This window comes from Acinetobacter sp. BZX-2 (assembly GCF_055179795.1).
The window spans coordinates 3375371-3399653 of sequence record NZ_CM143686.1; the positions used below are offsets into that span (position 1 = coordinate 3375371).

The 24283-nt window shown below is 37.8% G+C and carries 26 protein-coding genes; 10 read left to right on the forward strand and 16 right to left on the reverse strand.

The features are described 5' to 3' along the window. Positions 1 to 83: 83 nt before the first annotated feature. The gene (locus ACY45D_RS15835; protein WP_463107579.1) at positions 84 to 551 is read right to left on the reverse strand and encodes a Holliday junction resolvase-like protein; all 468 of its coding nucleotides are present in this window, start codon (positions 549 to 551) and stop codon (positions 84 to 86) included. Between the two features lie 129 nt (positions 552 to 680). On the opposite strand from ACY45D_RS15835, the gene ACY45D_RS15840 reads away from it, so the two are divergent. The 5 genes from ACY45D_RS15840 to ACY45D_RS15860 all read left to right on the forward strand — a co-directional run bounded on the left by ACY45D_RS15840 (position 681) and on the right by ACY45D_RS15860 (position 6067). After that, a complete protein-coding gene (locus tag ACY45D_RS15840) occupies positions 681 to 1325 on the forward strand; it encodes a ParA family protein (RefSeq protein WP_463107580.1) in 645 nt (214 codons plus the stop codon). 104 nt (positions 1326 to 1429) lie between these two features. After that, on the forward strand, positions 1430 to 2542 hold the full coding sequence (locus ACY45D_RS15845; protein ID WP_089605863.1) for an AI-2E family transporter: 1113 nt from the start codon (positions 1430 to 1432) through the stop codon (positions 2540 to 2542). Between the two features lie 220 nt (positions 2543 to 2762). Next, complete coding sequence (gene sodC / locus ACY45D_RS15850; protein WP_463107581.1) at positions 2763 to 3317, forward strand: superoxide dismutase [Cu-Zn] SodC; 555 nt, start codon at positions 2763 to 2765, stop codon at positions 3315 to 3317. Between the two features lie 190 nt (positions 3318 to 3507). Next, positions 3508 to 5658: a YccS family putative transporter gene (gene yccS, locus ACY45D_RS15855; protein WP_463107582.1), complete on the forward strand. Its 2151-nt coding sequence runs from the start codon at positions 3508 to 3510 to the stop codon at positions 5656 to 5658. A gap of 121 nt (positions 5659 to 5779) precedes the next feature. Continuing rightward, positions 5780 to 6067: a DUF3817 domain-containing protein gene (locus ACY45D_RS15860; protein ID WP_089605866.1), complete on the forward strand. Its 288-nt coding sequence runs from the start codon at positions 5780 to 5782 to the stop codon at positions 6065 to 6067. A 124-nt stretch (positions 6068 to 6191) separates the two neighbouring features. On the opposite strand, the gene craA is transcribed toward ACY45D_RS15860, so the two are convergent. From craA to ACY45D_RS15890, 6 genes are all read right to left on the reverse strand, one after another. Then, positions 6192 to 7421: a chloramphenicol efflux MFS transporter CraA gene (gene craA, locus ACY45D_RS15865; RefSeq protein WP_463109500.1), complete on the reverse strand. Its 1230-nt coding sequence runs from the start codon at positions 7419 to 7421 to the stop codon at positions 6192 to 6194. Between the two features lie 375 nt (positions 7422 to 7796). Beyond that, positions 7797 to 8672, reverse strand: coding sequence for a pirin family protein (locus ACY45D_RS15870; RefSeq protein ID WP_463107583.1), 876 nt, complete (start codon positions 8670 to 8672; stop codon positions 7797 to 7799). Positions 8673 to 8702: 30 nt separating this feature from the next. After that, a complete protein-coding gene (locus tag ACY45D_RS15875) occupies positions 8703 to 9467 on the reverse strand; it encodes a nucleotidyltransferase domain-containing protein (RefSeq protein ID WP_463107584.1) in 765 nt (254 codons plus the stop codon). Further along, positions 9433 to 10521 (reverse strand): D-alanine--D-alanine ligase, encoded by a 1089-nt coding sequence (ddlA, locus tag ACY45D_RS15880; protein WP_463107585.1) that lies wholly within the window; start codon positions 10519 to 10521, stop codon positions 9433 to 9435. Before ddlA ends, ACY45D_RS15875 begins: the two co-directional genes overlap by 35 nt. 55 nt (positions 10522 to 10576) lie before the next feature. Next, positions 10577 to 10951 (reverse strand): hypothetical protein, encoded by a 375-nt coding sequence (locus tag ACY45D_RS15885; protein ID WP_463107586.1) that lies wholly within the window; start codon positions 10949 to 10951, stop codon positions 10577 to 10579. A gap of 100 nt (positions 10952 to 11051) precedes the next feature. Next, on the reverse strand, positions 11052 to 12461 hold the full coding sequence (locus ACY45D_RS15890) for an FAD-binding oxidoreductase (protein WP_010113402.1): 1410 nt from the start codon (positions 12459 to 12461) through the stop codon (positions 11052 to 11054). A gap of 382 nt (positions 12462 to 12843) precedes the next feature. Between ACY45D_RS15890 and serA the strand changes: the two genes are divergently transcribed. After that, a complete protein-coding gene (gene serA / locus ACY45D_RS15895; protein WP_463107587.1) occupies positions 12844 to 14076 on the forward strand; it encodes a phosphoglycerate dehydrogenase in 1233 nt (410 codons plus the stop codon). 277 nt (positions 14077 to 14353) lie between these two features. After that, positions 14354 to 15220 carry an EamA family transporter gene (locus ACY45D_RS15900; protein ID WP_463107588.1) on the forward strand — a complete coding sequence of 289 codons (867 nt, stop codon included), beginning with the start codon at positions 14354 to 14356 and terminating at the stop codon, positions 15218 to 15220. Between the two features lie 57 nt (positions 15221 to 15277). Here the strand turns inward: ACY45D_RS15900 and ACY45D_RS15905 are convergent, their stop codons facing one another. Continuing rightward, entirely contained in the window at positions 15278 to 15766 is a 489-nt protein-coding gene (locus tag ACY45D_RS15905) for a tetratricopeptide repeat protein (protein WP_463107589.1), read from the reverse strand. A gap of 186 nt (positions 15767 to 15952) precedes the next feature. Here ACY45D_RS15905 and ACY45D_RS15910 point away from each other — a divergent pair, with 186 nt between their 5' ends. Continuing rightward, positions 15953 to 16822: an EamA family transporter gene (locus ACY45D_RS15910; RefSeq protein WP_463107590.1), complete on the forward strand. Its 870-nt coding sequence runs from the start codon at positions 15953 to 15955 to the stop codon at positions 16820 to 16822. A 106-nt stretch (positions 16823 to 16928) separates the two neighbouring features. Here ACY45D_RS15910 and ACY45D_RS15915 read toward each other — a convergent pair whose 3' ends face one another. From ACY45D_RS15915 to truB, 3 genes are all read right to left on the reverse strand, one after another. Next, positions 16929 to 17399, reverse strand: a complete 471-nt coding sequence (locus ACY45D_RS15915) for a hemerythrin domain-containing protein (RefSeq protein WP_463107591.1) — start codon at positions 17397 to 17399, stop codon at positions 16929 to 16931. A gap of 141 nt (positions 17400 to 17540) precedes the next feature. After that, positions 17541 to 18308 carry a sulfite exporter TauE/SafE family protein gene (locus ACY45D_RS15920; protein ID WP_463107592.1) on the reverse strand — a complete coding sequence of 256 codons (768 nt, stop codon included), beginning with the start codon at positions 18306 to 18308 and terminating at the stop codon, positions 17541 to 17543. A 14-nt stretch (positions 18309 to 18322) separates the two neighbouring features. Then, positions 18323 to 19228, reverse strand: a complete 906-nt coding sequence (truB, locus tag ACY45D_RS15925; protein WP_463107593.1) for a tRNA pseudouridine(55) synthase TruB — start codon at positions 19226 to 19228, stop codon at positions 18323 to 18325. Positions 19229 to 19363: 135 nt separating this feature from the next. Between truB and ACY45D_RS15930 the strand changes: the two genes are divergently transcribed. Then, entirely contained in the window at positions 19364 to 20407 is a 1044-nt protein-coding gene (locus ACY45D_RS15930) for a lipase secretion chaperone (protein ID WP_463107594.1), read from the forward strand. A 60-nt stretch (positions 20408 to 20467) separates the two neighbouring features. Continuing rightward, positions 20468 to 21451, forward strand: a complete 984-nt coding sequence (locus tag ACY45D_RS15935) for a lipase family alpha/beta hydrolase (RefSeq protein ID WP_463107595.1) — start codon at positions 20468 to 20470, stop codon at positions 21449 to 21451. A gap of 62 nt (positions 21452 to 21513) precedes the next feature. Here the strand turns inward: ACY45D_RS15935 and rplS are convergent, their stop codons facing one another. The 5 genes from rplS to ACY45D_RS15960 all read right to left on the reverse strand — a co-directional run bounded on the left by rplS (position 21514) and on the right by ACY45D_RS15960 (position 24283). Next, on the reverse strand, positions 21514 to 21885 hold the full coding sequence (rplS, locus tag ACY45D_RS15940) for a 50S ribosomal protein L19 (protein WP_010113417.1): 372 nt from the start codon (positions 21883 to 21885) through the stop codon (positions 21514 to 21516). A 199-nt stretch (positions 21886 to 22084) separates the two neighbouring features. Then, entirely contained in the window at positions 22085 to 22834 is a 750-nt protein-coding gene (gene trmD, locus ACY45D_RS15945) for a tRNA (guanosine(37)-N1)-methyltransferase TrmD (protein ID WP_463107596.1), read from the reverse strand. 42 nt (positions 22835 to 22876) lie between these two features. Continuing rightward, complete coding sequence (gene rimM / locus ACY45D_RS15950; protein WP_463107597.1) at positions 22877 to 23425, reverse strand: ribosome maturation factor RimM; 549 nt, start codon at positions 23423 to 23425, stop codon at positions 22877 to 22879. Positions 23426 to 23452: 27 nt separating this feature from the next. Further along, entirely contained in the window at positions 23453 to 23710 is a 258-nt protein-coding gene (rpsP, locus tag ACY45D_RS15955) for a 30S ribosomal protein S16 (RefSeq protein ID WP_010113423.1), read from the reverse strand. Positions 23711 to 23854: 144 nt separating this feature from the next. Continuing rightward, positions 23855 to 24283 (reverse strand): type IV pilin protein, encoded by a 429-nt coding sequence (locus ACY45D_RS15960; RefSeq protein ID WP_463107598.1) that lies wholly within the window; start codon positions 24281 to 24283, stop codon positions 23855 to 23857.

A 24283-nucleotide genomic window follows, 5' to 3' on the forward strand; every position in this document is an offset into this window, starting at 1 on the left:
TCTATACCTTTCATCTAGTCTTAGATTTACATTATAAAAATCAATACAATATAAATTAAATTTAAAAAAATACATTTCAAATCCTACCCCTCAAAATCAATTCGAATCGTTTCAAAGCGCACTCGCCCTTCATGAACCGCCTGAGCAATGGCCTGTTGACCTTTGGTTAAACGTGCACCACCACTTTTAATATCGATGAACACCACCTCAATATCCTCTGCCAAGCCGTCACCATCACGAAAATCGGTGTAGCCATCAAAGACAACATAATCAATAGGGTCACCTAAAAACTTAGCATCACTGGGTAAATAACGAAATTCAGGCATGATCGGTGCCATTTGCTCTGCCATTTTGCCTTTTAGAACTGCACGACTGGTATTGACACTACGCTTTTGCGCACTGGCCAATGTCTGCTGATGCTCTAGCTCTAATTCAGCAATATATTGCTCGTATTCAGCTTTAATTTTGCCGTTACGTGTACTCGACAAAACAATTGTGGTTAAAACGATGCCGATACATGCACCTATTAACATTGCCATCCAAATGGACATGCTTTTCTTCCAAAAACAACACACTGCACAATGTAAACAACTACTAGACTTTTGTCATGTGTAACCTACACATGACAAATTAATGCTAAGCTAAGACAAACGATTACTTGCCTAAAAAATTGTCAAATCATGAAAACGATCCTCATTGCAAACTTAAAAGGTGGCTGCGGTAAAACAATTACAGCAATAACATTGGCTTCTGCACTTGCACAAAAAGGTTATAAAGTCGCTCTAGCCGATGCCGATACACAAAAATCAGCAATGCAATGGTTAAAACATCGTCCCGAAGATGCTGCTCGGATTCAAAGTTTAGATTGGCGACATGAGAAATCGATTGGTGATGCACCTAAAAATTTAGATTATTTAGTGATTGATGCTCCGGGCGCATTGACTGGTGAGCATGCGGAACAATTGATTAGTGAATGTCATGCTGTTGTTACCCCATTACAGCCTTCATTTTTCGATATCGACAGTACCAAACGTTTTCTCAAGCATATTCAAGAGATTAAGAAAATTCGTAAAGGTAAAGTTGCTGTGCATTTGGTTGCAAACCGTATGAAACCAAATAGTGCCAGCGCTAAGGATATTCAGCAGTTTTTTGATAAAATTGAGCAGAAGCCTGTCGCATGGATATCTGAACGTAGTGCCTATGGTCTATTGGCAATGCACGGCTTAACCATTTTCGATAAAACGCAAAAGAATTTCATCACCATTCAACAACAATGGCAGCCACTTTTAGATGCCTTAATCGATGACCCAAGCGATTGGTTTTAAAACTTTTTTTATAAAAGATCATATGAATGTCGCTTAGAATTTGCCACATTGCATTTTTCAGTTAATATTGGGTGATTAACTCAGCATTTTATTCAGAGTAATTAGTGCAAGAATTTTCTTCGAACATACAACGTATCTTATTGTTTAGTTTATTATTTATCCTGATTTTCTTGGGTTATGATATTCTAAAATACTTTATTGTTCCTGTTTTATGGGCCTGTATTATCGCCTATATGACTTGGCCAATGTATAAACGCATCTTAAGAATATTCGGAACACATCGCCCTACGCTTAGTGCATCTATTATGATTACGCTCGTTGTGTTAGTGGTTGGCGTTCCATTAACATTTGCGATTTTTATTCTACAACATGAAGGCAGAAATCTTTATTTTGACTTACAACGTCAACTGTCTTCTGGTCATTTAACTGTTCCAGATTTTATTCGTGAATTACCCATTATCGGTAAAGAAATTAGCCGTACTGTTCGTGAAATAAACACAGACCCAACCAGTCTTTCCCAAAACATTGGCAATTGGATTCAGGGACATTTAAATTACGGCAAACTGGTTCTCAATGAAATTACTAAAAATATCATTAAGCTGTGTTTTGCAGTCATGTCATTGTTCTTTTTCTATCGTGATGGGCAAACCATTTTAGGGCAAGTCAGTAAGGCCTTAGAAATGCTGATCGGCCCACGTATTCATCATTATTTAGACACCATTTCTGAAACCACACGTGCTGTTGTTTATGGTGTGGGATTAACTGCTGTGGCTCAAGCTTTTCTTGCAGGCGTGAGCTATTTTGTGGCAGGCGTACCCAATCCAATGGTGTTAACCATTATCACCTTCCTCATGGCGTTAATCCCCTTCGGCCCTCCTGTTGCCTATACTGCTATTTCGCTGTGGCTATTTTCACAAGGTCAAACTGTGGAAGCGATTGGCGTTATGGCATGGGGCGTTTGTATTGTCAGCACTGCGGATAATGTGATTCGTCCATTGGTCATTTCAGGTGCGACTAAGATTCCGTTCTTATTGATCATGTTTGGCGTTTTAGGGGGGCTAGCAAGTTTTGGATTGGTCGGTTTATTTATTGGTCCAGTGATCTTGGCAATCCTTCTCGCAATTTGGCGTGAATGGTTACATGAAACTTTTGATCCTGAACCTATGCCTAAAACAACCATGGCGTATGATATTGATGATGAATCAAAACAGCTTTAAACCATTAAATTTGATGTTTTAAATATCAGTTAAGCCTCACTTTATTCAATTTTAAAACTTATCAATTCATGTCAATTGGTAAGTTTTAATAAAAACTTATTTTAATAAAATAAAACTTATTTAAGAAACTTATACAATCAAATATTTAAAGCGCATTGTTTCGCAGTCTAAGTTTTGTTGCAATAGATGCAATAATTTCAAAATGATTAGGATGCTTCATATGTCATCTATACTTTTTAAAACGTCTATATTTTGTTCTTTGTTCGCTTTAATTTCAGTGGGTTGCACTTCAAATCCAAACAATACCGAATCCTCAAAATCACCACAACAGGTTGTAGACATTCATAGCGTCTCAGCACAAGGTATTGGCAATAAAATTGGGACTATTCGTTTTCAAGATACAGCAAAAGGTTTAAGTATCACTTCAAAATTATCGGAATTACCTTCAGGTTTTCATGGTTTCCATATCCATGAAAAAGGCTCATGCGATCCTGCTGAAAAAGATGGAAAAATGGGGGCAGCTTTGGCAGCAGGAAGCCATTTCAATCCAAATCATACGGGACATGGCACACCAAATGAAGGACACATGGGTGATTTACCTGTGTTGAATGTTGACTCCAATGGCAATGCCAATACGACTGTGATCGCCCCTCGTCTTAAACTTTCAGATGTCCAAGGGCTTGCGATTATGATCCATGCAGGTGGTGATAATTATTCAGATCATCCAAAACCATTGGGTGGTGGCGGTGACCGTATTGCCTGTGGCGTTATTTAATCAGTGATTGTGGATTGCAGCTTAAGTTGAACAACTTCACTCAATACGTTTAAAACAGAACTGAACGATTTATTTGATGTGGATAAGAAAAGACTTATCCACATTTTTATTTTCAAAACTGCCTATTTGCTCATTCACTTATCTATTGATCAAGCTATAATTGGTTGATTTTTCAACATAGAGAATCTTTGTGAATAGCATTAAAGATCTGTTTCTGAGTTTCAAATCCAATTCAACACTGATCTATTGCTTACAAATTTTTATTGTTCTGACTGGAACAACACTGGGGCTTTATTTTCTTGATTATGAATACTTAATTGTCCCGATCACCTTAGGTGCAATTGCAACAGCACTGACAGATTTTGATGATCGACTGACCATTCGTTTGCGTAATCTTGCCTTTGTTTGCGTGTTATTTTTCAGTGTAAGTAGCATTCTCGAATTTCTCACGCCTTATAAGTTATTATTTTTAATTTATTTATCACTTTCTAGTGCTGCTTTTATTTTAATGGGCGCACTTGGGCAACGGTATGCCACGATTTCATTCGGCACAGTACTCTTGTCTATTTACACCATGTTTGGTTTGGGTGAATACAGTGAATGGTACCAACAACCCACGTATTTCGTTATGGGCACATTATGGTACGGCCTTACTTCAATTCTGTTCTATGTACTTAAACCGACACAAGCTGTTCAAGATAATTTATCGCAAAGTTTTGATTCATTAGCACAATTATTAATGAGTAAAGCACGACTTTTTGATCCTGACAATACCGATAATGTCGAACGACTTTTATATGAATTATCTTTACAAAACAGTGCTGTTGTACAAACTTTAAATACCACTAAAGCGTCTTTACTGACGCGCTTAAAAGCATCTCGTGCCAATAAAAATACGATTTACTGGCTGAATTTATATTTCTTAGCCCAAGACATTCACGAGCAAGTCACTTCAAATTACTTACATTATGAAAATATTCACAAAAATTTTAGTCGTACAGATTTGATCTATCGCATTCAAAAAAATGTGCGCTTACAAGCCATCAATTGTCAAAAACTCGCTGAAAGTATTTTAAAACAACATACTTTTCAAACCAATCCAGAAAATTCAGCAGTCCTAGAAAATTTAGAACACTCGATGCAAGCGTGGATTCAACAGAACCCCTATAATTTAGAAGTGAAGAATCTATTATTAGTTTTAAATAACCTGAAAAATGTACAACAACAATTTATTAATCTCAGTATCGAACAAGACAGCTATCAACAAAGTTATAGTCAACATCATGATAATTTGAATCTGTTGGATGACGATATTCATGGTGTGCAGGATTTATGGCTTAAAATCAAACAACATTTAACGCCTAAATCTGCATTGTTTCGCCACGCTGTACGGATTGCCTTTGTATTTGCAGTGGGCTATAGCATCTCGCTATTGCCCTTTGCTAAAAATGGATATTGGATTTTACTCACCAGTTTATTTGTCTGCCAAATCAGTTATTTTGCAACCAAGAGTCGCTTGAAATTACGAACTTTAGGGACAATTTTAGGTGTCTTTTTAGGGATCCCTATTCTCTATTTTGTACCCAGTGTAGAAGGTCAGTTGGTATTGACCATTATTTTTGGGGTATGTTTTTTCTATTTACGCTCAAAAAAATATGCCATGGCAACGCTGATGGCAACCTTAGTGGTTTTGTTGATCTTTAATTTAAAAGGTGCAGGTTATGCCATTATTTTACCTCGAATTATTGACACAATTTTAGGCTGTTTAATTGCCCTATTTGCAGTCAGCTTTATTTGGCCAGATTGGAACTTCCGCAATATTTCCAACAATATTCGCAACAGCACACAAGCTACTTTAGATTATTTCGATGCAATTGTTGAGCAATATCAACATGGTAAAAACAACAGTGTTGATTATCGTAAAGCTCGCCGCTCAGCACATAATGCGCAAATTGAATTGTCGAGCATGATTTCAAGTTTAAGTACCGAACCCAATCCTCAACAGGATTTAATTCATCATGCTTTTCGCTATTTGGTCTATAGCCACAGTCAACTTAGCTATGTGTCTGCTTTGGGCAGCCATCGTCAGCAAGTACATGATCAACAGATTTTAGATTTAATGCTGTGGTGTAAACAAACACTGAACGATGTTTTACTCCATCATGTGTCTTTAGATGAAGCATCGATTCAACACAAATTATTAGAAATTAACCAGTTGAGTGAGCAAGAGAATTTGTCGGATGATTTATTACTGGCACTAAAACAAATCAGTTTGTTATTGGAAACCTTACCAGAATTGTTAAGATTGAAAACGATATTACTTGAACTAGAAATTAAGTAGTTCACAATCGGTTTTTATTTGGGTTTGGGGAGCATTCAACTTCATCAATTTTATAATTTCGCCCAACTTTTCATCGAATTACGTTACACTCGCAACTCATTCTCATTTTTAAATAGTGACCATGAATATCAAATCTTTACGTATTGTTGGTTTTCTCGAAGGTATTTCCTTCCTTCTTCTCCTGTTTGTTGCTATGCCAATGAAATACATTTGGGGTAATCCTATTTTAGTCAAATATGTCGGCATGGGACACGGCGTACTTTTTATTGCATTTCTTGCTGTTTTATTTGTGGTGTGTGAAAAACAGAAATGGTCTATTAAAATGTTTATCCTCGGTCTAATTGCATCCATTTTGCCGTTTGGGCCATTTGTTTTTGATCATAAATTGAAGAAATTTGCACAAAATTAAAATTCAATTTTGTCGCCTATAAAGTTTTATTTTTGAATATGATCGTGAAACCAAGGGAGATAAACATCTCCCTTGGTTTTAACAGCAAATATGCTATAGGAATATGAAGCAAGCATCTAAAAGCTTAAAATTCGCCTCGTTCCTTTCTACCCAACATAATTTTTTTCAAGGTTGCTCGTGGGAAGGTAAACCATAGAACAATCAATGTTAGGCATGACAATGCATAAGCCCAAAGATGAAAATGCTCATACAACACACGAACCAATTCAATCACAAAGAAAAAAGTAAACATCATCAGTACTGAAACAGCTGCAGCAACCGTGCCTTTCGATATTTCAGAAGACATCAGTGCAAAACGGTACAATACAGAGAAACTAATCCCTTCGCCAAAACTGACTAAAGTCATCCCAAGAATGACACAGTGTAGGAAATATTCTCGCCAAATCACACCTAAGAACACAATCAGCGTACCCAATAACATCAGTGGTATACCGATTAACACGGTTTTACCTAAGGCATAACGATCAATCACTTTGATGAGCACAATATTGCCAACAATCAATCCACCTAAAACGGGGAATTGCGCCAATCCATATTGCACACTGCTCAGTCCTAACTCTTCGACCAATATTACTGGTGACAAAGCAATCCACAACATTAAAGGCATGGCGAGCATCGGTAGCCCCAAAGTCAGCCCAATAAAGGTCTTATTCTTCAAGACTTGTTTATAGTCATCCCAGATATAACTTAAAGGTTGTTTGGGAATACTGACTTTACGATCTGGCATTTTGGCTTTTAGCCCAAACCAACTGAGAAAAGCCAGAAATGCAATCCCAATAAAACCCCAATGCCATGACACATGGTCGATGAGAAATGCACCAAATACTGGCCCTAATAACGGCGCAAGTAAGGAAATATTGGCCATCAGCGCCATGACTTTAATGGCATCGCGTTCTTCAAAAGTTTCTTGAATCGCAGCATAACCAACCGCAGAAATCACCGATAAACCAAAGCCTTGTAAGAATCGTAAAGCCAAAAAGCTTTCAATGGTGTGTGTGAATAGAATCAATAAACAGGTGATGACAAAGAATGCGACGCCTGTTAATAGAACTTTTTTACGACCGAATCGGTCAGACAATGGGCCCATAAGCCATGCAACACACGCCCCTCCTAGCAAATAGAAGGACATGGAAGATGGCGCCCAAACACTGCTTACACCAAAGTCTTTGGTAATCGCAAGCATGGCAGGTTGTACCAAGTCATTGCCGATATAGACTGAAAATTCGAACAGCACCAAGGCCAATGGAAACATCAGCGTGGCACGACTGAGTGTCGTGGTCTGTTCTTTTTGCATTAAATTTTGCATTGTTTTCTACATATAATTTTTGGCTTATTTGGCTGTAGCTTAGGGTTTATTGATCATTCATTTTATAAAATACCAATACACCCTGTTTTGGGAGATAAGCGACAGCCCAATGACAAGCACTGAGATTTTAAATAATAAGTTGTGAGGTTTGCTTTGAAATAAAACGTTCAACACCGTATTCACAAGGTGTCTAGATCAATGAATAAAAAGCGACAATAAAACAATATTTGTGAGATTTTAAGTTCAGCAAAATACACCCATCTTGCTGATTGGCGAGATTCTAACAAAGTTTAATTACAAAGACGAGTAAGGATTTGCAAAGATCATAATATAAGCAAAATTGAACAAGAAGAACGATTTTACTTAATCAGATTCGACAGACTGAATAAATTTTCCAGCCTTTAAATCTTCATAGGCTTGCAAAATTTCAGCATAAGTATTCATTACAAAGAAGCCTTTGGCATTGATCGGCTCATTCAGTGGCGCAGCACTCATGAATAAAAAATGACTTTCTCGCAATGCTGTGATTTCAACTTGTTCACCATGACTCGACATTACTGCAAGCGCTTGGTCATCGAGTTGTTCATCTTCAGGAGTAAATTGTAAACGTCCTGTGCGTAAGAAGATTAAAGTACTGTCAGCTACTTTGGCAGGAAATACAGCGCTTTGCCCTGCTTTTAAATGAATATCTAACAGCAAAATTGGGCTATGCGTTTTGGCTGGCCCTATCTGTCCTGCATATTCACCAGCAATGACTCGAACAGAACCTACGTCATGTTCTAACTGAACCGTTGGAATAGTCGCATTTTTTAAACTTTGATAACGGGCAGGCTTGAGTTTATCTTTTGCAGGTAAATTGACCCACAGTTGTACAATCTCAAACGCACCGCCTTGTTTAGAAAACTCCTCACTAAACAGTTCTTTATGCATCACACCTGATGCAGCCGTCATCCATTGCACATCCCCTTCGGCAATAATACCTCCGCCACCTGTAGAATCACGGTGTTCCAACTCACCTTTAAACATGATGGTGACAGTTTCAAAACCTCGATGCGGATGCTCTGTCACGCCTTTGCGTAAGTTGGTCGGTTTTAAAATTCCTGGACCTAAATGATCGAGCAGTAAAAAAGGTGAAACCGTATTTCCTAACTCATGATGTGAGAAAATGGTTTTTACAGGATGAAAATCCCCAACAGAAAACAATGTGTCATTTCGGTGAATAAAAGCGAGGGTTTTCATACTGTATTTATTCTCTTAGTCAGAAAAATATTAACCATAAAAATGTTGTTTTAGGCTAAAGCTATATTCTGTTAAATAACGCTGTAACTTTTCAATATCGTTGGTCGGCTCAATAGCACGTAAATTTAAAGCTTCAATTTTGTCATTCAATAATTTTAAAATCTGAGCTTGTTCAATTTCAGGTAGCTGTGCCCTTTCTTTCTGTTGTTTTTTAATTTCTAAATAATCTTCTGCCCAATGTCGTAATGGATCATTGGCATTAATTTGCTCAAATAGTTGAGTAATCAATAATTCAGGCATGATTTGCTGTGTTGCCAATTCTGCTGACATCAAACCACGAATCGAATAAAAGACTTTTTTATAGGTAAAATTATCAGCGGTTTGCATGACATCCATACCACCTTTCGCAAGAGATAAATAATGATAATACAATGCCTTATAGTCTATTCGTTCCAGCAAACCATCTCTAAACTTTTCCCATTCAGGAAATTCATTTAAATAGACAATATGCGCACGAACCCATTCCAAAACAGTCGGGTTACTTTTCGCCAAAAGCCCAAACATTTTATTCAGGTCAAATGAAACAAAGTCGAAATCACCATCCATGATTTCGATTAAATCACGGTGTTTTCGATAATCATAATATTGTGCTTTTGAAGGGAGATGAAAGCCACGTACATCGTAGTCACTGTCTGGACTTGCCATACCCCATAAACGACTACCACTTTCGATATAAAACAGAGGATGGTCATCTCGATCTTTAAATAAGTTTTGAATTTCTTGTTGAATGTTCATGACGTTCTAATGCTAATTCTATAAGTTGAGTAATCAATTCAGAATAACTTATTCCTGTATTTTCCCAAAGCTTTGGATACATGCTGTTATTGGTGAAACCAGGCAAAGTATTGACTTCATTTAAGAATATCTCACCCTTTTCAGTTAAGAAAAAATCAACACGTGCAAGACCTAGACAACCTAAAACTTTGAATGCTTTGATTGAAATATCTCGAAGTTTTTTACTTTCTTCCTCTGAAATTAATGCGGGAATAACCACCTCAGAGGATTGATTATCAATATACTTTGCTTCATAGGAATAGAAACTTGATTTAACAACCACTTCACCACAAACACTGGCTTTTGGATAATAATTTCCTAGAACGCCACACTCTATTTCACGTCCTTTAATAAATTTCTCGATCAAGACTTTATTGTCATATTCAAAAGCATAATCTAATGCTTTTAAATACTCTTGTTCATTTTCAACTTTACTTACCCCCACAGAAGAACCTTGGTTCGCTGGTTTAATAAAGACAGGAAGTCCTAAAATATTTTGAACCGCTTGAAAGCTTATTTCATGTGGATTATATGAATGAACTGTTAAAAATGGCGCTACAGCTATACCAGAACCTTGCAGTAAACGCTTAGTCACATCCTTATCCATACATACAGCTGAACTCAGAACATCTGAACCGACAAAAGGGAAATCTAAAATTTTAAGCATCCCTTGTAATGCACCATCTTCACCTAAAGTACCGTGAATGATTGGAAAGACAACATCTATTTTTGGAAGTCCTTGAGCATTCTCAATTTCAAAAATTTGAGATTGACTTGTATGTTGCTGATCAGAATTTTCACGAGGCGCAAGTGAGATCAATTTAGGATCATTACCATTCTCTAAGTAATGCGTCGTGTCTAAAATACGCCAACCACCATCTTGATCTATGCCAATCAGGCTAATATCAAATTTTTGTTTATCAATTGCATCAACAATATTTTGTGCAGATTGTAATGAAACACGGTGCTCTGATGATTTACCACCAAAAATTATTCCAACCCTAATTTTTCTCATTTTTTGACTACTCAGATTATTTCATTACAAATATTTTAGTTTTATCAATCACTCATCAAGGACACTTTGCCTTCTGAAAAGCCTTGGTATTTTTACCACGCAAACATTGATATTCTTTTTGCGTATCGACACGCTTCCAATCATCATCAACCTTTTTAAAACTATATACGGTGCGAATCGACTTCACAGAATCATCCATCAAACCTGTTTCAGTTAACTTCACTTCTGCCACAGTCGGAGATTCAACACTATTAAAATACTGACGAATTTCTAAAGTAGACAAATCTTTGCGCAGATCACTACGCTCATTCAACACCTGAGCCAAAGGTGTTTCAGAACCACCTCCAACTTTACTTACTAAATTCTGTGTCGTTGCACAACCTGACAGTACTGCTGCACATAAAGCTGAAGTTAAAATCAAACGATTCATTGTTATTATTCCCCTATAACAAGAAAAAGGTATTACACATATCATGCAATACCTTTTCACTTTACACTATTGAAACTATGTTTCTATGACAGTGTAAATTTTACAAATCAAACAATTTACCCGGGTTCATAATACCGTTTGGATCGAAAACCTTTTTCAACGCTTTCATATATTCAATTTCTTCAGCAGTACGTGTGTATTCAAGATAAGGCTTTTTCGTCATGCCGACACCATGCTCAGCAGAAATCGAACCATCATATTTTTGCACAGTTTCAAATACATACTTATTCACGACCTGACATTTTGCAAAGAATTCATCTTTAGATAAATTTTCAGGTTTTAAAATATTTAGATGTAAATTACCGTCACCAATATGACCGAACCAGCAAATTTCAAAATCAGGATAGTTTTCTGCAACAATGCTATCAATTTCTTTAATAAAAGCTGGAACATGTGTGATTAATACTGAAATATCATTTTTATACGGTGTAAACGGTGCAATCGTTTCAGAAATATCTTCACGCAAACGCCATAAGCTCTGTACTTGTTCAAGACTTTGACTCATCACACCATCAAGTACCCAGCCTTGCTCCATACAATGCTCGAAGATTTCCATCGCAGCATCAATGATTGGTTCGTACGGTGCTTCAAATTCAAGCAATACATAGAACGGACATTCTGTTTCAAATGGACGTGGCACATGTCCACGAGCCAAGACTTTCTGCATTGCCAATTCACCAAAGAACTCAAATGCAGTCAGATCAATTTTACTTTGGAAAGCATGTAGCACAGGCATAATCGCATCAAAATCAGGAACACCCAATACCAAGACTTGTAAGTCATGCGGTTGACGTTCAAGTTTAATTTCAGCTTCAGTGACTAAACCTAATGTCCCTTCACCACCGATAAATAAATGTTGCAGCGCATAACCCGTCGCATTTTTAATCATGCCTTTGTTTAAACGCAGCACATCACCTTTACCAGTTACAACAGTCAGGCCCAACACCCAGTTACGTGTCATACCGTACTTAATGACTTTAATACCACCAGCATTGGTACCAATGTTGCCGCCCATTTGTGATGAACCAGAAGAAGCAAAGTCGACTGGATAATACATACCTTGTTCTTCGGCATAATTTTGTAGTTGCTCAGTCACTACACCCGCTTGGATACGTACCATACGGTCAGCAGGATAGAACTCTAAAATTTGATTCATTTTGTCAAAGCTAATGACAATTTCACCATCGGCAGCCACAGCGCCCGCAGATAAACCTGTACGACCACCAGATGGTGTAATCGCCACATTAAACTGATTGGCAAGTTTCACAATCGCTTGTACTTGTTCAGTAGAGGATGGGAAAACAATCACTGACGGATTTGGATCAAAATGCTTAGTATGGTCTTTACCCCAATTTTCTAAGCTATCAGCATCGGTTTTGATGCGGTTTTCACCGACAATTTCCGTCAATTGGGTCAATAATTCAGGTGCTATCGTTACTGGAGCATTCATCGTTTTGCGGGCCTAGCAAGTAGAAAATAAAGTTGTGGTACTACAACATGCAAAATTTTAAATCAGTCAGTGAAAATTTTTCAGCATTTTTTTACAATCAAATGCAGTCAAAATGGTCAACTTTACTGATTTTAGCAGTATTTTACCTAGATGACTGCTGAGGATAAAGCGCAGATCTGATTCACATTATCCACACTCCGTGTATAAAGCATGTTTCAAGCACTATAAAAATCAATAAATTAGCGATCTATTTGATTTATATATAATGCTTATCAGAAATCGTAGATAAAATATCCGCTTTACTATGACAAACGAAATATCTATAGAACAGTGTCTATGGTATCATACTGCGACTAAATTTGGCCTTTGTAGCGGAGCCGTAATGAGCCAACATCTTTCACTACCTAAAGATAAAATTCGTTTCTTGTTGTTAGAAGGCGTTCATCAAAACGCGATCGACACTCTAAATGCTGCTGGATATACCAATATCGATTCCCGTAAAACTGCGCTTGAGGGTGAAGCGTTGAAAGAAGCGGTTAAAGATGCACACTTCATTGGTATTCGTTCCCGTACACAATTAACTGAAGAAATCTTTGAAGCTGCGAATAAATTGATCGCAGTGGGTTGTTTCTGTATCGGGACAAACCAAGTGAATTTAAATGCAGCGATGATTCGTGGTATTCCTGTATTTAACGCACCTTACTCAAATACGCGTTCAGTTGCTGAACTTGTACTTGCTGAAGCTATTCTTTTACTTCGTGGCGTACCTGCTAAATCTGCTTCTACTCACCGTGGTGGTTGGAACAAATCTGCTGTAGGTTCGTTTGAAACACGTGGTAAAACGCTAGGTATCGTGGGTTATGGCTCAATCGGTTCTCAACTTTCAGTTTTAGCTGAAAGCTTGGGTATGCACGTCATTTATTATGATGCAGTGACTAAGTTACCAATGGGTAATGCACGTCAAGTGGGTTCTTTAGATGAACTTCTTGCCAATGCTGATGTGGTGAGCTTACACGTTCCAGATGTTCCTTCTACTCGTAATTTCTTTACTAAAGAACAATTTGCGAAAATGAAAGAAGGTTCAATCTTCATCAATGCTGCACGTGGTACATGTGTGATCATTGAAGATCTTGCTGATGCGATCAAGTCTGGTCACATCGCAGGTGCTGCGGTTGACGTATTCCCGAAAGAACCTAAAGCCAATGGTGAAGAATTCGTTTCTCCACTTCGTGGTTTAGACAACGTGATCTTAACCCCTCACGTGGGTGGTTCGACCATGGAAGCGCAAGCCAACATCGGTTTAGAAGTGGCTGAGAAATTTGTTGCTTACTCAGATAAAGGCATGACTTTATCTGCTGTAAACTTCCCTGAAATCGCACTTCCATTGACTGAAGGTAAACATCGTTTACTTCACATTCATAAAAACGTGCCAGGTGTTCTTTCTAAGATCAACAACTTGTTTGCTGAACATGGCATCAACATTTCTGGTCAGTCTTTAATGACCAAAGGCGATGTTGGCTATTTAGTGATGGACGTTGATGCAACTGCATCTAAAGAAGCACTGGATACACTTAGCGAAGTTGAAGGTACAATCCGCGTTCGTGTATTGTTCTAAGCATTTCTGATTTGAAAAACCACAGGTATCTGCCTGTGGTTTTTTTATTGGGTTGATCAATCTAGTCGATTTTTTAAATTTAATAATTTTCAGATCAATTAAGTTTTATTGATCACTCATCGATTTAAATATCTTCTCTTATGCTCCTATACAAAACAATGTAGGGTCTAAAGCTAAACAGCGTCAAAATCACATGACTTTTCACAAAAATTGTTTTATAAAATAAAGTCCATTGCCAATATTTTTCTACAAGCCCTTACTCTAAATTGCTGAAAGAATGCCAAATTTAAAAGTTGCACCTCATCTTCAAGCTTTAATTTTACTGTTCATTGCGATGATCAGTATCCAGAGTAGTGGTGCGCTTGCCAAAACCCTCTTTGATCATTTTCCTGTATTGACCATTTCCGCTATGCGTCTTTTACTAGGTTCATTGATTTTGGCTGTTATTTTCAAAATTTGGCAGGCCAATTTCAAAAAAGTGAGATGGGCAGCGATCATCAGTTATGGCATCGCTTTAGCTGGTATGAATGCCCTATTTTATTTATCGATTAAACGTCTGCCTTTAGGTATTGCCGTTTCTTTTGAGTTTATTGGCCCATTAAGTGTCGCACTGTATCATGCACGGCAAAAGTTTGATTTTGTTTGGGTTGGATTGGCAATTTTAGGATTGGTTTTACTGTTCCCTTTCGATCAAGCTGCTCATCGATTAGACCCGATCGGTATTGCTTTAGCATTGGGCGCTGGTGCATGTTGGGCGCTGTATATTATTGCAGGGCAAAAGCCCTCTGGAGTTTCAGGGAATCATACCGTTTGTCTCGGTATGTTTGTCGGTATGCTGTGCTTAATGCCGATTGCTTTATTTACAGGAATGCCTGCAAGTGTTTTCCAACCTTCCAACTTGATCTATTTTATTGCTTTAGCCATCTTAGCCAGCGCATTACCTTTTTCTTTGGAAATGATTGCGTTAAGAAATTTAACTGCTTTGAGCTTTGGTACACTGATGAGTTTAGAGCCTGCGGTTGCTGCATTTTCAGGATTCATTTTCTTAAATGAACAATTGTTATGGACTCAATGGCTGGCTTTAGCGACGATTATTAGTGCATCGATTGGATGTACGATCACCGTACAAAAGGCAAAAAAATAAATCCCTTCATTTTGAATAAGCAAAGGGATTTATTGTTTAAAACAATCAATTAATCAGTCATTCCAGCTCAATAGAAGCAGCTTCGATATGTTGATTTTGCTTTGCCAGATTTAAATATTTCTCAGCAATTTCTCGATCTTTTTTTACACCAATTCCTTCATTGTAGATTTTAAATAATTCAAAAGCTGCATCAATATCGCCTAAATCTGCTGCACTTTTATAGTATTCAAGACTCTGCTGTAAGTCTAAAGAGACGCCTTCGCCTACTTTAAAAATTTCAGCCAAAAGAAAATAAGCTTTCGCATTATTTAAGTCTTTTGCCTGATTTAACCAAAATAAAGTGCCTTCAATATTTTGCTGTTGTCGCTCATGTGTCGCCATACAAAGTATTGCTTGCTCATGCCCATTCTGCGCTGCGGATTTCAACAATGAAATATGCTGTTCGTGCTCTGGCGGGAGTTGCATAGACACTTCAAATTGCGCTGCAGGATCTCCGGATTCAGCTTGTTTTAGTAAAGCTTGATCTATTCTTTCTAAATTCATCATTAACCACCCTACTTACATCTTTTAAAATTTAATTTATGTGATGTATCTATAATTTATTCTCTTCATCATAGCGTAGAATTTCCAATCTCCAAGCAAATATTTTATCTTTCGATATAAACTTTATAAATAGTCGCTTTATTATCGACTAATGATAAAATCGCTCAAGAACCCTACACTTTTATACTTATGCAGAACTCTCATCTTACTGCTGTACTCTTCATGGTTTTGTCCATGGTTGCGTACCAAATCAGTGCATCATTTGCTAAACAGCTTTTTGAAGTTTTAGATCCACTTACGGTCGTTACCTTGAGATTATGTTTTGCCTCTATTCTCATTGTTTTAATGTTTAGATCTTGGAAAATCATTAAACGTTTGCCGTATTTAAGATGGAAAGACTTATTACTTTATAGTGGTTCTGTATGTTTAATGAATGTCTTGTTCTATGCATCCTTAGGTAAATTACCACAGGGAATTGCCGTAGGATTAGAGTTCCTTGGCCCGCTTACATTGGCATTACTCTCGATTAAACAAAAAAGTGATTATCTCTGGGTCTTGCTTGCCATTATTGGTGTTGCCCTAATGGTGCCATGGCAAGATGCAACAGCACATAATTTTTCATATCTAGGTGCAGCTTTTGCATTGGGTGCAGGGATTTGTTGGGCGATCTATATCTATTATGGGCAAAGGGTGGTTCGTCAAAATATTGGTATGCATGCCCTCAGTATCGCGATCGTATTATCAGCACTGGTCATGTTACCCATCAGTGCTGTACACAATCCTGAAGCCCTACTCAAAACTGAATATTGGGGTAAAGCCTTACTGATTGCGTTATTAGCCACTGCAATTCCCTACGCACTCGATTTGATGGCTTTAAAACGTTTAAGTAAGCTCAGCTATGGAACACTTTCAAGCTTATCTCCCGCCTTAGGAGCAATTGCAGGTTTCTTCTTATTAAAAGAACAGATTAGCTTATGGCAATGCATTGCCTTAGTTTGCATTATGCTCGCCTCTATAGGTGTGACGTTTAGATCTAAACAAGATTCTCATGATTTATAAACAGTAATTTTCTATCATTTATCATCTTGAGTTTCCCAGATACTCAATACATAAAAAGATGGAATACTCCATCTTTTTAACCATCTATGATTCAAAAATGTAAAATTTATTGGGATGAATCTATAAGCGCATCTTTGTGTTTTGCCTTATATTTTTTATATTCAGCTTGATACTTTTTTGCAAGTAGCCTCTTTTGGTTATCATCCAAAATTTTACTCGCTTGTTGAAAAAAACGATATTCCTCTTGTTGTAAATGCTGATGTACCGTTTCAAAGAGTTTCTTCGCCAGTACTAACCAACGAGAATGGCTAAAATCAGTTTCAGTTAAAGATTTTAATATTTCATCCATTGCACGATGCTCTGAAAGTGCGTGACGCGTCATATTCAATCCTGAATCCGTCATCATCAATGGAATATAAAAATAACGATCTTCTGCAACAGCGTGTGCAAATAATTCATTTTTAAGTAGTGCAAATATCTCACGGCGCTCAGAAGTATCACCTGATGTTTCAACTAATTTCTCAGATAAATCCCTTTGAACGTCGTGACTCACTTTTAATGCTTCAAAAATATCCATTCAAATCCCTCTTTTGTGACAATTCCCTCATTAAATCCAATAAAATTGATTTAATAAACATAACATCATAAAAGAGTGATTAAAAAAACACCGTCATTAAATGAAATTTTTTGTATCGAAACGCTTACGCATCAAACGAGGTTAGCCCATAAACATTTGATAGGCCAAACGACAAATTAACACACTGACTAAAATTAAAAATAGAATACGAATAAAGCCACTACCGTATTTCAAAGCCATTTTCACCCCAACCAATGAACCACAAACATTGGCAATAGCCATCATTAAGCCGAGTTGAAACAGCACATGTCCTGTTGGAATAAAGAAGCTTAAGGCTGCAAAGTTAGTCATAAAATTACCAATTTTCGACAATGCTGATGCATGTAAAAAATCAACTTTTAAATAACGGATGAAGTAGAAAATAAAGAAACTACCTGTTCCCGGCCCAAAAATTCCATCATAAAAACCGATCGCCAAACCACCAACGCCTGCAATCAGTAACATTTTATTGGTGATTTCTTGCTGAAAATGTACTTGTCCAAATTGCTTTTTAAAAAAAGTATAAATCGCAATCATGATCAACATGAACAACACAAACGGACGTAAAATTTCCTGTGGAATCAGTGACACACAAGCTGCACCACCAAAAGAACTGATAAAAGCCGTCACGGCAATAACAGCCAAAAGCTTCCACTGAATTTTAACTTGTCTTAAATAAGAAAATGCTGCCGAGGCTGTACCACAAATTGAAGCGAGCTTATTGGTACCAAAAACCGTTGCTGTTGGATAATGAGGCAATGCTCCCATCAACGCTGGAATTTGTATTAAGCCTCCTCCACCCACAGCCGCATCGATTGCTCCTGCACAAAAGGCGAAAAAAATCAGGCTAACAATAATTTCCAATTCCATACAACTTACTCAAATTAGAGATTTAAAACACGCTTAGGTACTAAACGCTTTCTATCAGTGATTTCAGCCAAACCTAAGCATTTTTCACCATCAAAAACCAGCACTTCTGCATCAGCTTCATGGTCTATATTACTTTCCATACCACGGCTAAAATATTCTGCACGCCCTTCTGGTGCTTGGACTTTGGTGAAATGGTCGATTGGTGCATAAACTGGTAGCAACAAGGTTTCACGCTCTTGTTCAGTTAAACTTTCCAAATATTCAATGGTATAACTTGGATTGAGTTCAAAATGCCCTGTTTGAATTCGATGCAAATAGACCAAATGCCCATAGGTTCCAAGTGCTTGAGCAATATCTTCACCTAATACACGAATATAAGTTCCTTTAGAGCATGTCACATCTAAAGTCATTGTATTTTCTGAAAATTTGATTAACTGAATGGCATAAATGTGGATCGGGCGAGCTTCACGCTCAATCTCAATCCCTTTACGAGCCAATTCATACAAAGGACGACCTTCTTTCTTTAATGCAGAATACATCGGTGGAACTTGTTGAATATCGCCTTTAAATTGCGCTAACACCAGTTGAATCATTTCTTCTGTGAGCACAGGTACTGTTTTTTCTAATAACACCTCACCTTCAACATCGCCTGTGGTCGTGCTATGTCCAAGCTGAATCGTCGTAAGATAACGCTTCGCTGAATCAAGCAAATAGTGTGAAAATTTGGTCGCCTCTCCTAAACAGATGGGTAATAAACCAGATGCAAGTGGGTCGAGCGCACCAGTATGACCAGCTTTCTGTGCACGATACAACCAGCGTACTTTTTGTAGCGCAGCGTTCGAACTGATTCCTAATGGCTTATTCAATAAAAAAACGCCACTAATATGACGACGTTGAATTTTTGGCGATTTTGCAGACATATTGTGTAATCGGAACAATGTGTGCTTATTCTAACAAATCCATTTACCTATTTTTACAATTTTCTCCCTTGCAAAATAAATATTTATAGCCGATTATTTTTTAACCAGAAAAACAATATAAATCAAAGGACTTACATGCAGGAAGCAAGCAAAAAGTTGCTATGTATAGCAATTGTTTTAATTATTGTGACATTGTTTGCTTTTATTTTTTGGCTAAAACCACCAAAACAGTCAAATAATGATCTGCAAACATCTTCAGAAAAGTTTGCCAAGCAAGCGCTAGGACAAATGGTGCCTACGACGCTCTCAACGGCTCAAGCACAATCCTTTTCCAGTAAAAGCCAACAAGATACCCAAGTCAATTGTCAGATTCGTGTAGACCGCTCAAATCGCTTAATGGTGAATGAACAAACCAAAGATTGTTTTGAGTATTTTATTACTCAATATGGCGAAAAAACACTTGATCAGATTAAAGCGGATTTCCTTGCTTACATCAAAGCCAGCTATAAAGAACCTGTTTTATCGCAATTAACCGACCTATGGGCACGCTATGTAGATTATCGTAGCAAATTGGGTGATCTACAGCCACCTACAGCAGACAAAGACAGTCCGAAGTATTATCAACAGATTGTGGACAATACTCAGAGTTTGAGAAAAAAGTTCTTTTCTGATTATGAAATTCAAGGTTTATTTGGCACACAAGATATTTATGATCAATATACCCTTGATCGTATGCAAGTGATGGACGATAAGGATTTATCTGCAACTGAAAAAGCTGAAAAATTAAAGCAATTATTTAACCAACTCCCTGAAGACTGGAAAGAAAACTTACAACAAATTTCTCAACTTGAAGATCTCAGGAAGCTCACCTCTGAAATTAAAGCACGTGGTGGTTCAGCTGAAGAATTACATCAAATGCGTACCAATTTAGTCGGTGCTGAAGCAACTCAACGCCTAGAAGCACTTGATGTACAACGTAGCGATTGGAAAAGCAAAGTCAATCAATATTTAGCTGCACGTGACACGATCATCAATAGCTCATCAATGAGTGATGCTGCAAAACAAAGCGCTGTTTCACAATTAAAATCACAACAGTTTAGCAATCAACAAGATTACATACGACTACAAACCTTTGAAAAAGTTCATGATGAAGGAGGGAAATTACCATTTGCCGATTAGGGATAACGATGCCCTAAACTGATATATCGACACTCAACATTTTTTCAGGATGAAATATAAATGTTAAAAAACAAAAAATATGCACTACTTTGTTCTATTTCTGCACTCTGCGGGGCAATCGGTATTGGCTCTGCACATGCTGCTCCAGGAGTACAACAAGTGACTGCATCCGTTCAATCCGATTATGCAAAAACCAAATACCCCATCTTATTTACACATGGGATGTTTGGATTTAGTCGCTTAGGTGTCGCTGCATTTGGGCTTGATTATTGGTATCAAATTTTACCTGATCTCGCTCGTAATGGTTCAACAGTATTTGCTGCTCAAATTTCACCACTTGAGTCTACAGAGGTTCGGGGAGAACAATTACTCGCACAAGTTGAAGATGTCAGAGCATTAACAGGTAAAAGCAAAGTCAATTTAATTGGTCATAGCCATGGTGGTCCAACGATCCGTTATATTGAAATTGTTAAACCTGGATATGTGGCATCTTTAACAGGTGTTGGCGCAACGTTTAGAGGATCAAAAGTTGCAGATGATCTATTAGCAAATAAAGGAGGTGCTCAATTCCTAAGTATTGCAACCAACTATATCATTGGCCCTATTATTGCCTTTTCTCAGGGCAATACTGGACTGAAAAGTAATTTGAATGCTTCACTGACATCCATCAGCCAACAAGGTTCAAATGCTTTCAATCAACGCTACCCGACTCCTGCCCTTGCCAGCAGTTGTTCTGAAAATGGTGCAGCATCTTATAATGGTGTCTACTACTACTCTTGGACTGGAACTTCACAAGTCACCAATATATTAGATGTCGTTGATAGTGCCATTGCTGTTTTAGGGCCTATTTCTTACGGTAGTTTAGACAATGATGGCTTAGTTCCACGCTGTAATGCTCGTTTTGGTAAAGTTATTCGGGATAATTATGATTGGAACCACCTTGACGAGGTGAATCAGGTGCTAGGAATCCGTGGTTTATTTGCTGCGAATCCTGTTTCTGTTTATCGCCAACATGCAAATCGATTAAAACTACAAGGTTTATAATTTTATTTAGACATAAAAAATGCGCCAAACGGCGCATTTTTTGCTTTAAAACAAAGTTTAAATTAACCTTGTTTACGCGCTGGTAACTTTTCACGAATACGTGCAGCTTTACCTGACAATTCACGTAGGTAATAAAGTTTAGCACGACGAACGTCACCACGACGTTTCACTTCGATTTTAGCAACAACTGGTGAATGTGTTTGGAAAACACGTTCAACACCAACACCGCTAGAAATTTTACGTACAGTGAAAGCAGAGTTTAAACCGCGGTTTTTCTTCGCGATTACAACACCTTCAAATGCTTGAAGACGTTCACGATCACCCTCTTTTACTTTTACCTGAACGATAACTGTATCACCAGGTGCAAAAGCAGGAATGTCTTGTTTTAACTGTGCATTTTCAACAGCTTGAACTAAAGGATGTTTACCACTCATTGTGGGAATCTCCAATATTGCGGCTCAGAAGAGGTCTGAATTCCGCTGGGGATAGAGGCTAAGCGCATATCAACCCGATTATATTTCTCTTTACGCTTGACCACTTCAATGCATAAAAAGCCTATTAAAGAGTATTTAAAACTTTATTTAAATACCAACTCGAAGCAATGCTTCTCGTCTTGTGCTCGGACAACAACTTTTAACGGTTATTACCTTGCTCATCTTTTAGCCATTTTTTTTGCTGCTTCGTCAGCTCAACTTTTTCAACCAACTCGGGTCGACGCTCTAAAGTTCGCTGATAACGCTGCAAAAAACGCCATTTCTCAATATTTGCATGATGCCCTGATTTTAAGATTTCAGGCACATCCAAACCTTCAAAATGATCTGGCTTGGTATATTGCGGGCAATCTAAAAGACCATCCACAAATGAGTCTTGTATTGCTGATTGTTTATCAGACATTGTATTCGGCAAACGTCGAATAATACTGTCCAATAAAACCATCGCAGGTAACTCTCCACCTGACAATACGTAATCACCTATTGACCATTCTTGATCAACATATTTTTGGATCAAACGCTCATCAACACCTTCATAGCGTCCACAGAGTACAATTAATCCATCATATTCAATGAATTGTTGTACTGCAGTTTCGTTTAAGGTTTTTCCTTGGGGTGACATATACACCACAGGAACATGAACTGCACCTGCTTGCTTTGCAAGCTCTTTAGCACGGTGAATTGCTTTTGCCAAAGGCTCAGCCATCATCACCATACCAGGACCACCACCAAATGGACGTTCATCCACTCTTTTATAGTTGCCCTCTGCAAACTCCCGTGGATTTATACAATGGACCTGTACAAGCTCACGTTTTGCTGCGCGCCCGCTAATGCCGTACGCTGTAATCGCTTCAAACATTTCAGGAAAAAGCGTAATGACTGCAAAAAACATCGCAGACTCCTCTATTTTCCTGCTGCGTTCATCCTTAAAGGATTAATAATCTACGCCCCAATTCACGTAGATACGACCAGCTTCGAGATCAACACGCTGTACCACATCTTTATGCCATGGAATCATTCGCTCTTCGCCATCAATGCTTTCTGGGGTTGCGCGAACCACCATCACATCATTGGCACCTGTTTCAAACAATTCGTGGATTTTACCAAGATTCACTTCCTGTTCTTCATCATCTAAACCTAACACTGTTAAGCCTTTTAAATCTGACCAGTAATACTCGTCCACGCCTGCTTGAGGCAGTTGCGATTTTGAAATCCAGACATTTGCACCAACGAGATTATCCGCTGCGGTACGATCACTCACACCTTTTAACGAAACAACCAAGCCTTTGCCATGTGGTTTCCAACGTTTTACATCTATCATTTGCCAACCTGCTTTGGTTTCTATGTACCAAGGCAGATAGTCAAAAATATTACTCATAGGTTCTGTATTGGAATAGACCCAGAGCCACCCATTTAATCCATATGCTGAACGTAGCTGTCCAATCTGTATACGATCTTCGGGCACATTCTGTGCTGGTGTCATGGGCTTACTGCCTAATTAAAAATTTAATTATGCAGTAGCAGCAGCTTTCTTAGCTTGAGCAGCTAAAGAAGCAACACGTTCAGACGGTTGAGCGCCTTGAGCGATCCAATGAGCAAAACGGTCAGCATCTAAACGAAGTTTTTCTGCTTTACCTTGAGCTGTAGGGTTAAAGAAACCAATACGTTCGATGAAACGACCGTCACGTGCATTACGGCTATCAGTTACGATTACTTGATAGAACGGACGTTTTTTAGCACCACCGCGTGCTAGACGAATTACAACCATGATAGAACCTTATAGTTTTTACGGATTATCCCTGTACCGACCATCGGCACATTTCAAACCCCTTTCATAGAGGGCAGTATTTTACGTTATCTTTACAGCGAAAGAAAGATCAAAATTTATTTATCCACAATTTTGAATTTGTTTTTAATTACCATCCCAGTTTGAGGTGGCTGTTGGGGTACATGTAGAACCTTTGGTCCAACACTTCTGATCTTGGTTATTTAAGATAACACTACCGTTTCCATCTTGTTTTGAACCCGAAATTGGGTTAGCGGTTAAAGTCCATGCCAAATTATCAGAAGAAATATCCAATTTTATTTTGTAATTTGCAGTTCCAGTAACTGGATAATTTTCTTCAAGTGTACTATTTTGAAGCTGTGCGTCTTTATAAGTCCCTTTTGCCATTTTATAACTAGACAAATTTTGATTAATTTTCAGCATTTCGCTTTGCACATCTGTTCGATTTGTCTTAATTACATAATCTTTGTAAGAAGGATAAGCAATTGTTGCTAGAATACCTATAATGACAATTACAATTAACACTTCAATTAATGTAAATCCTTTTTGTTTCAT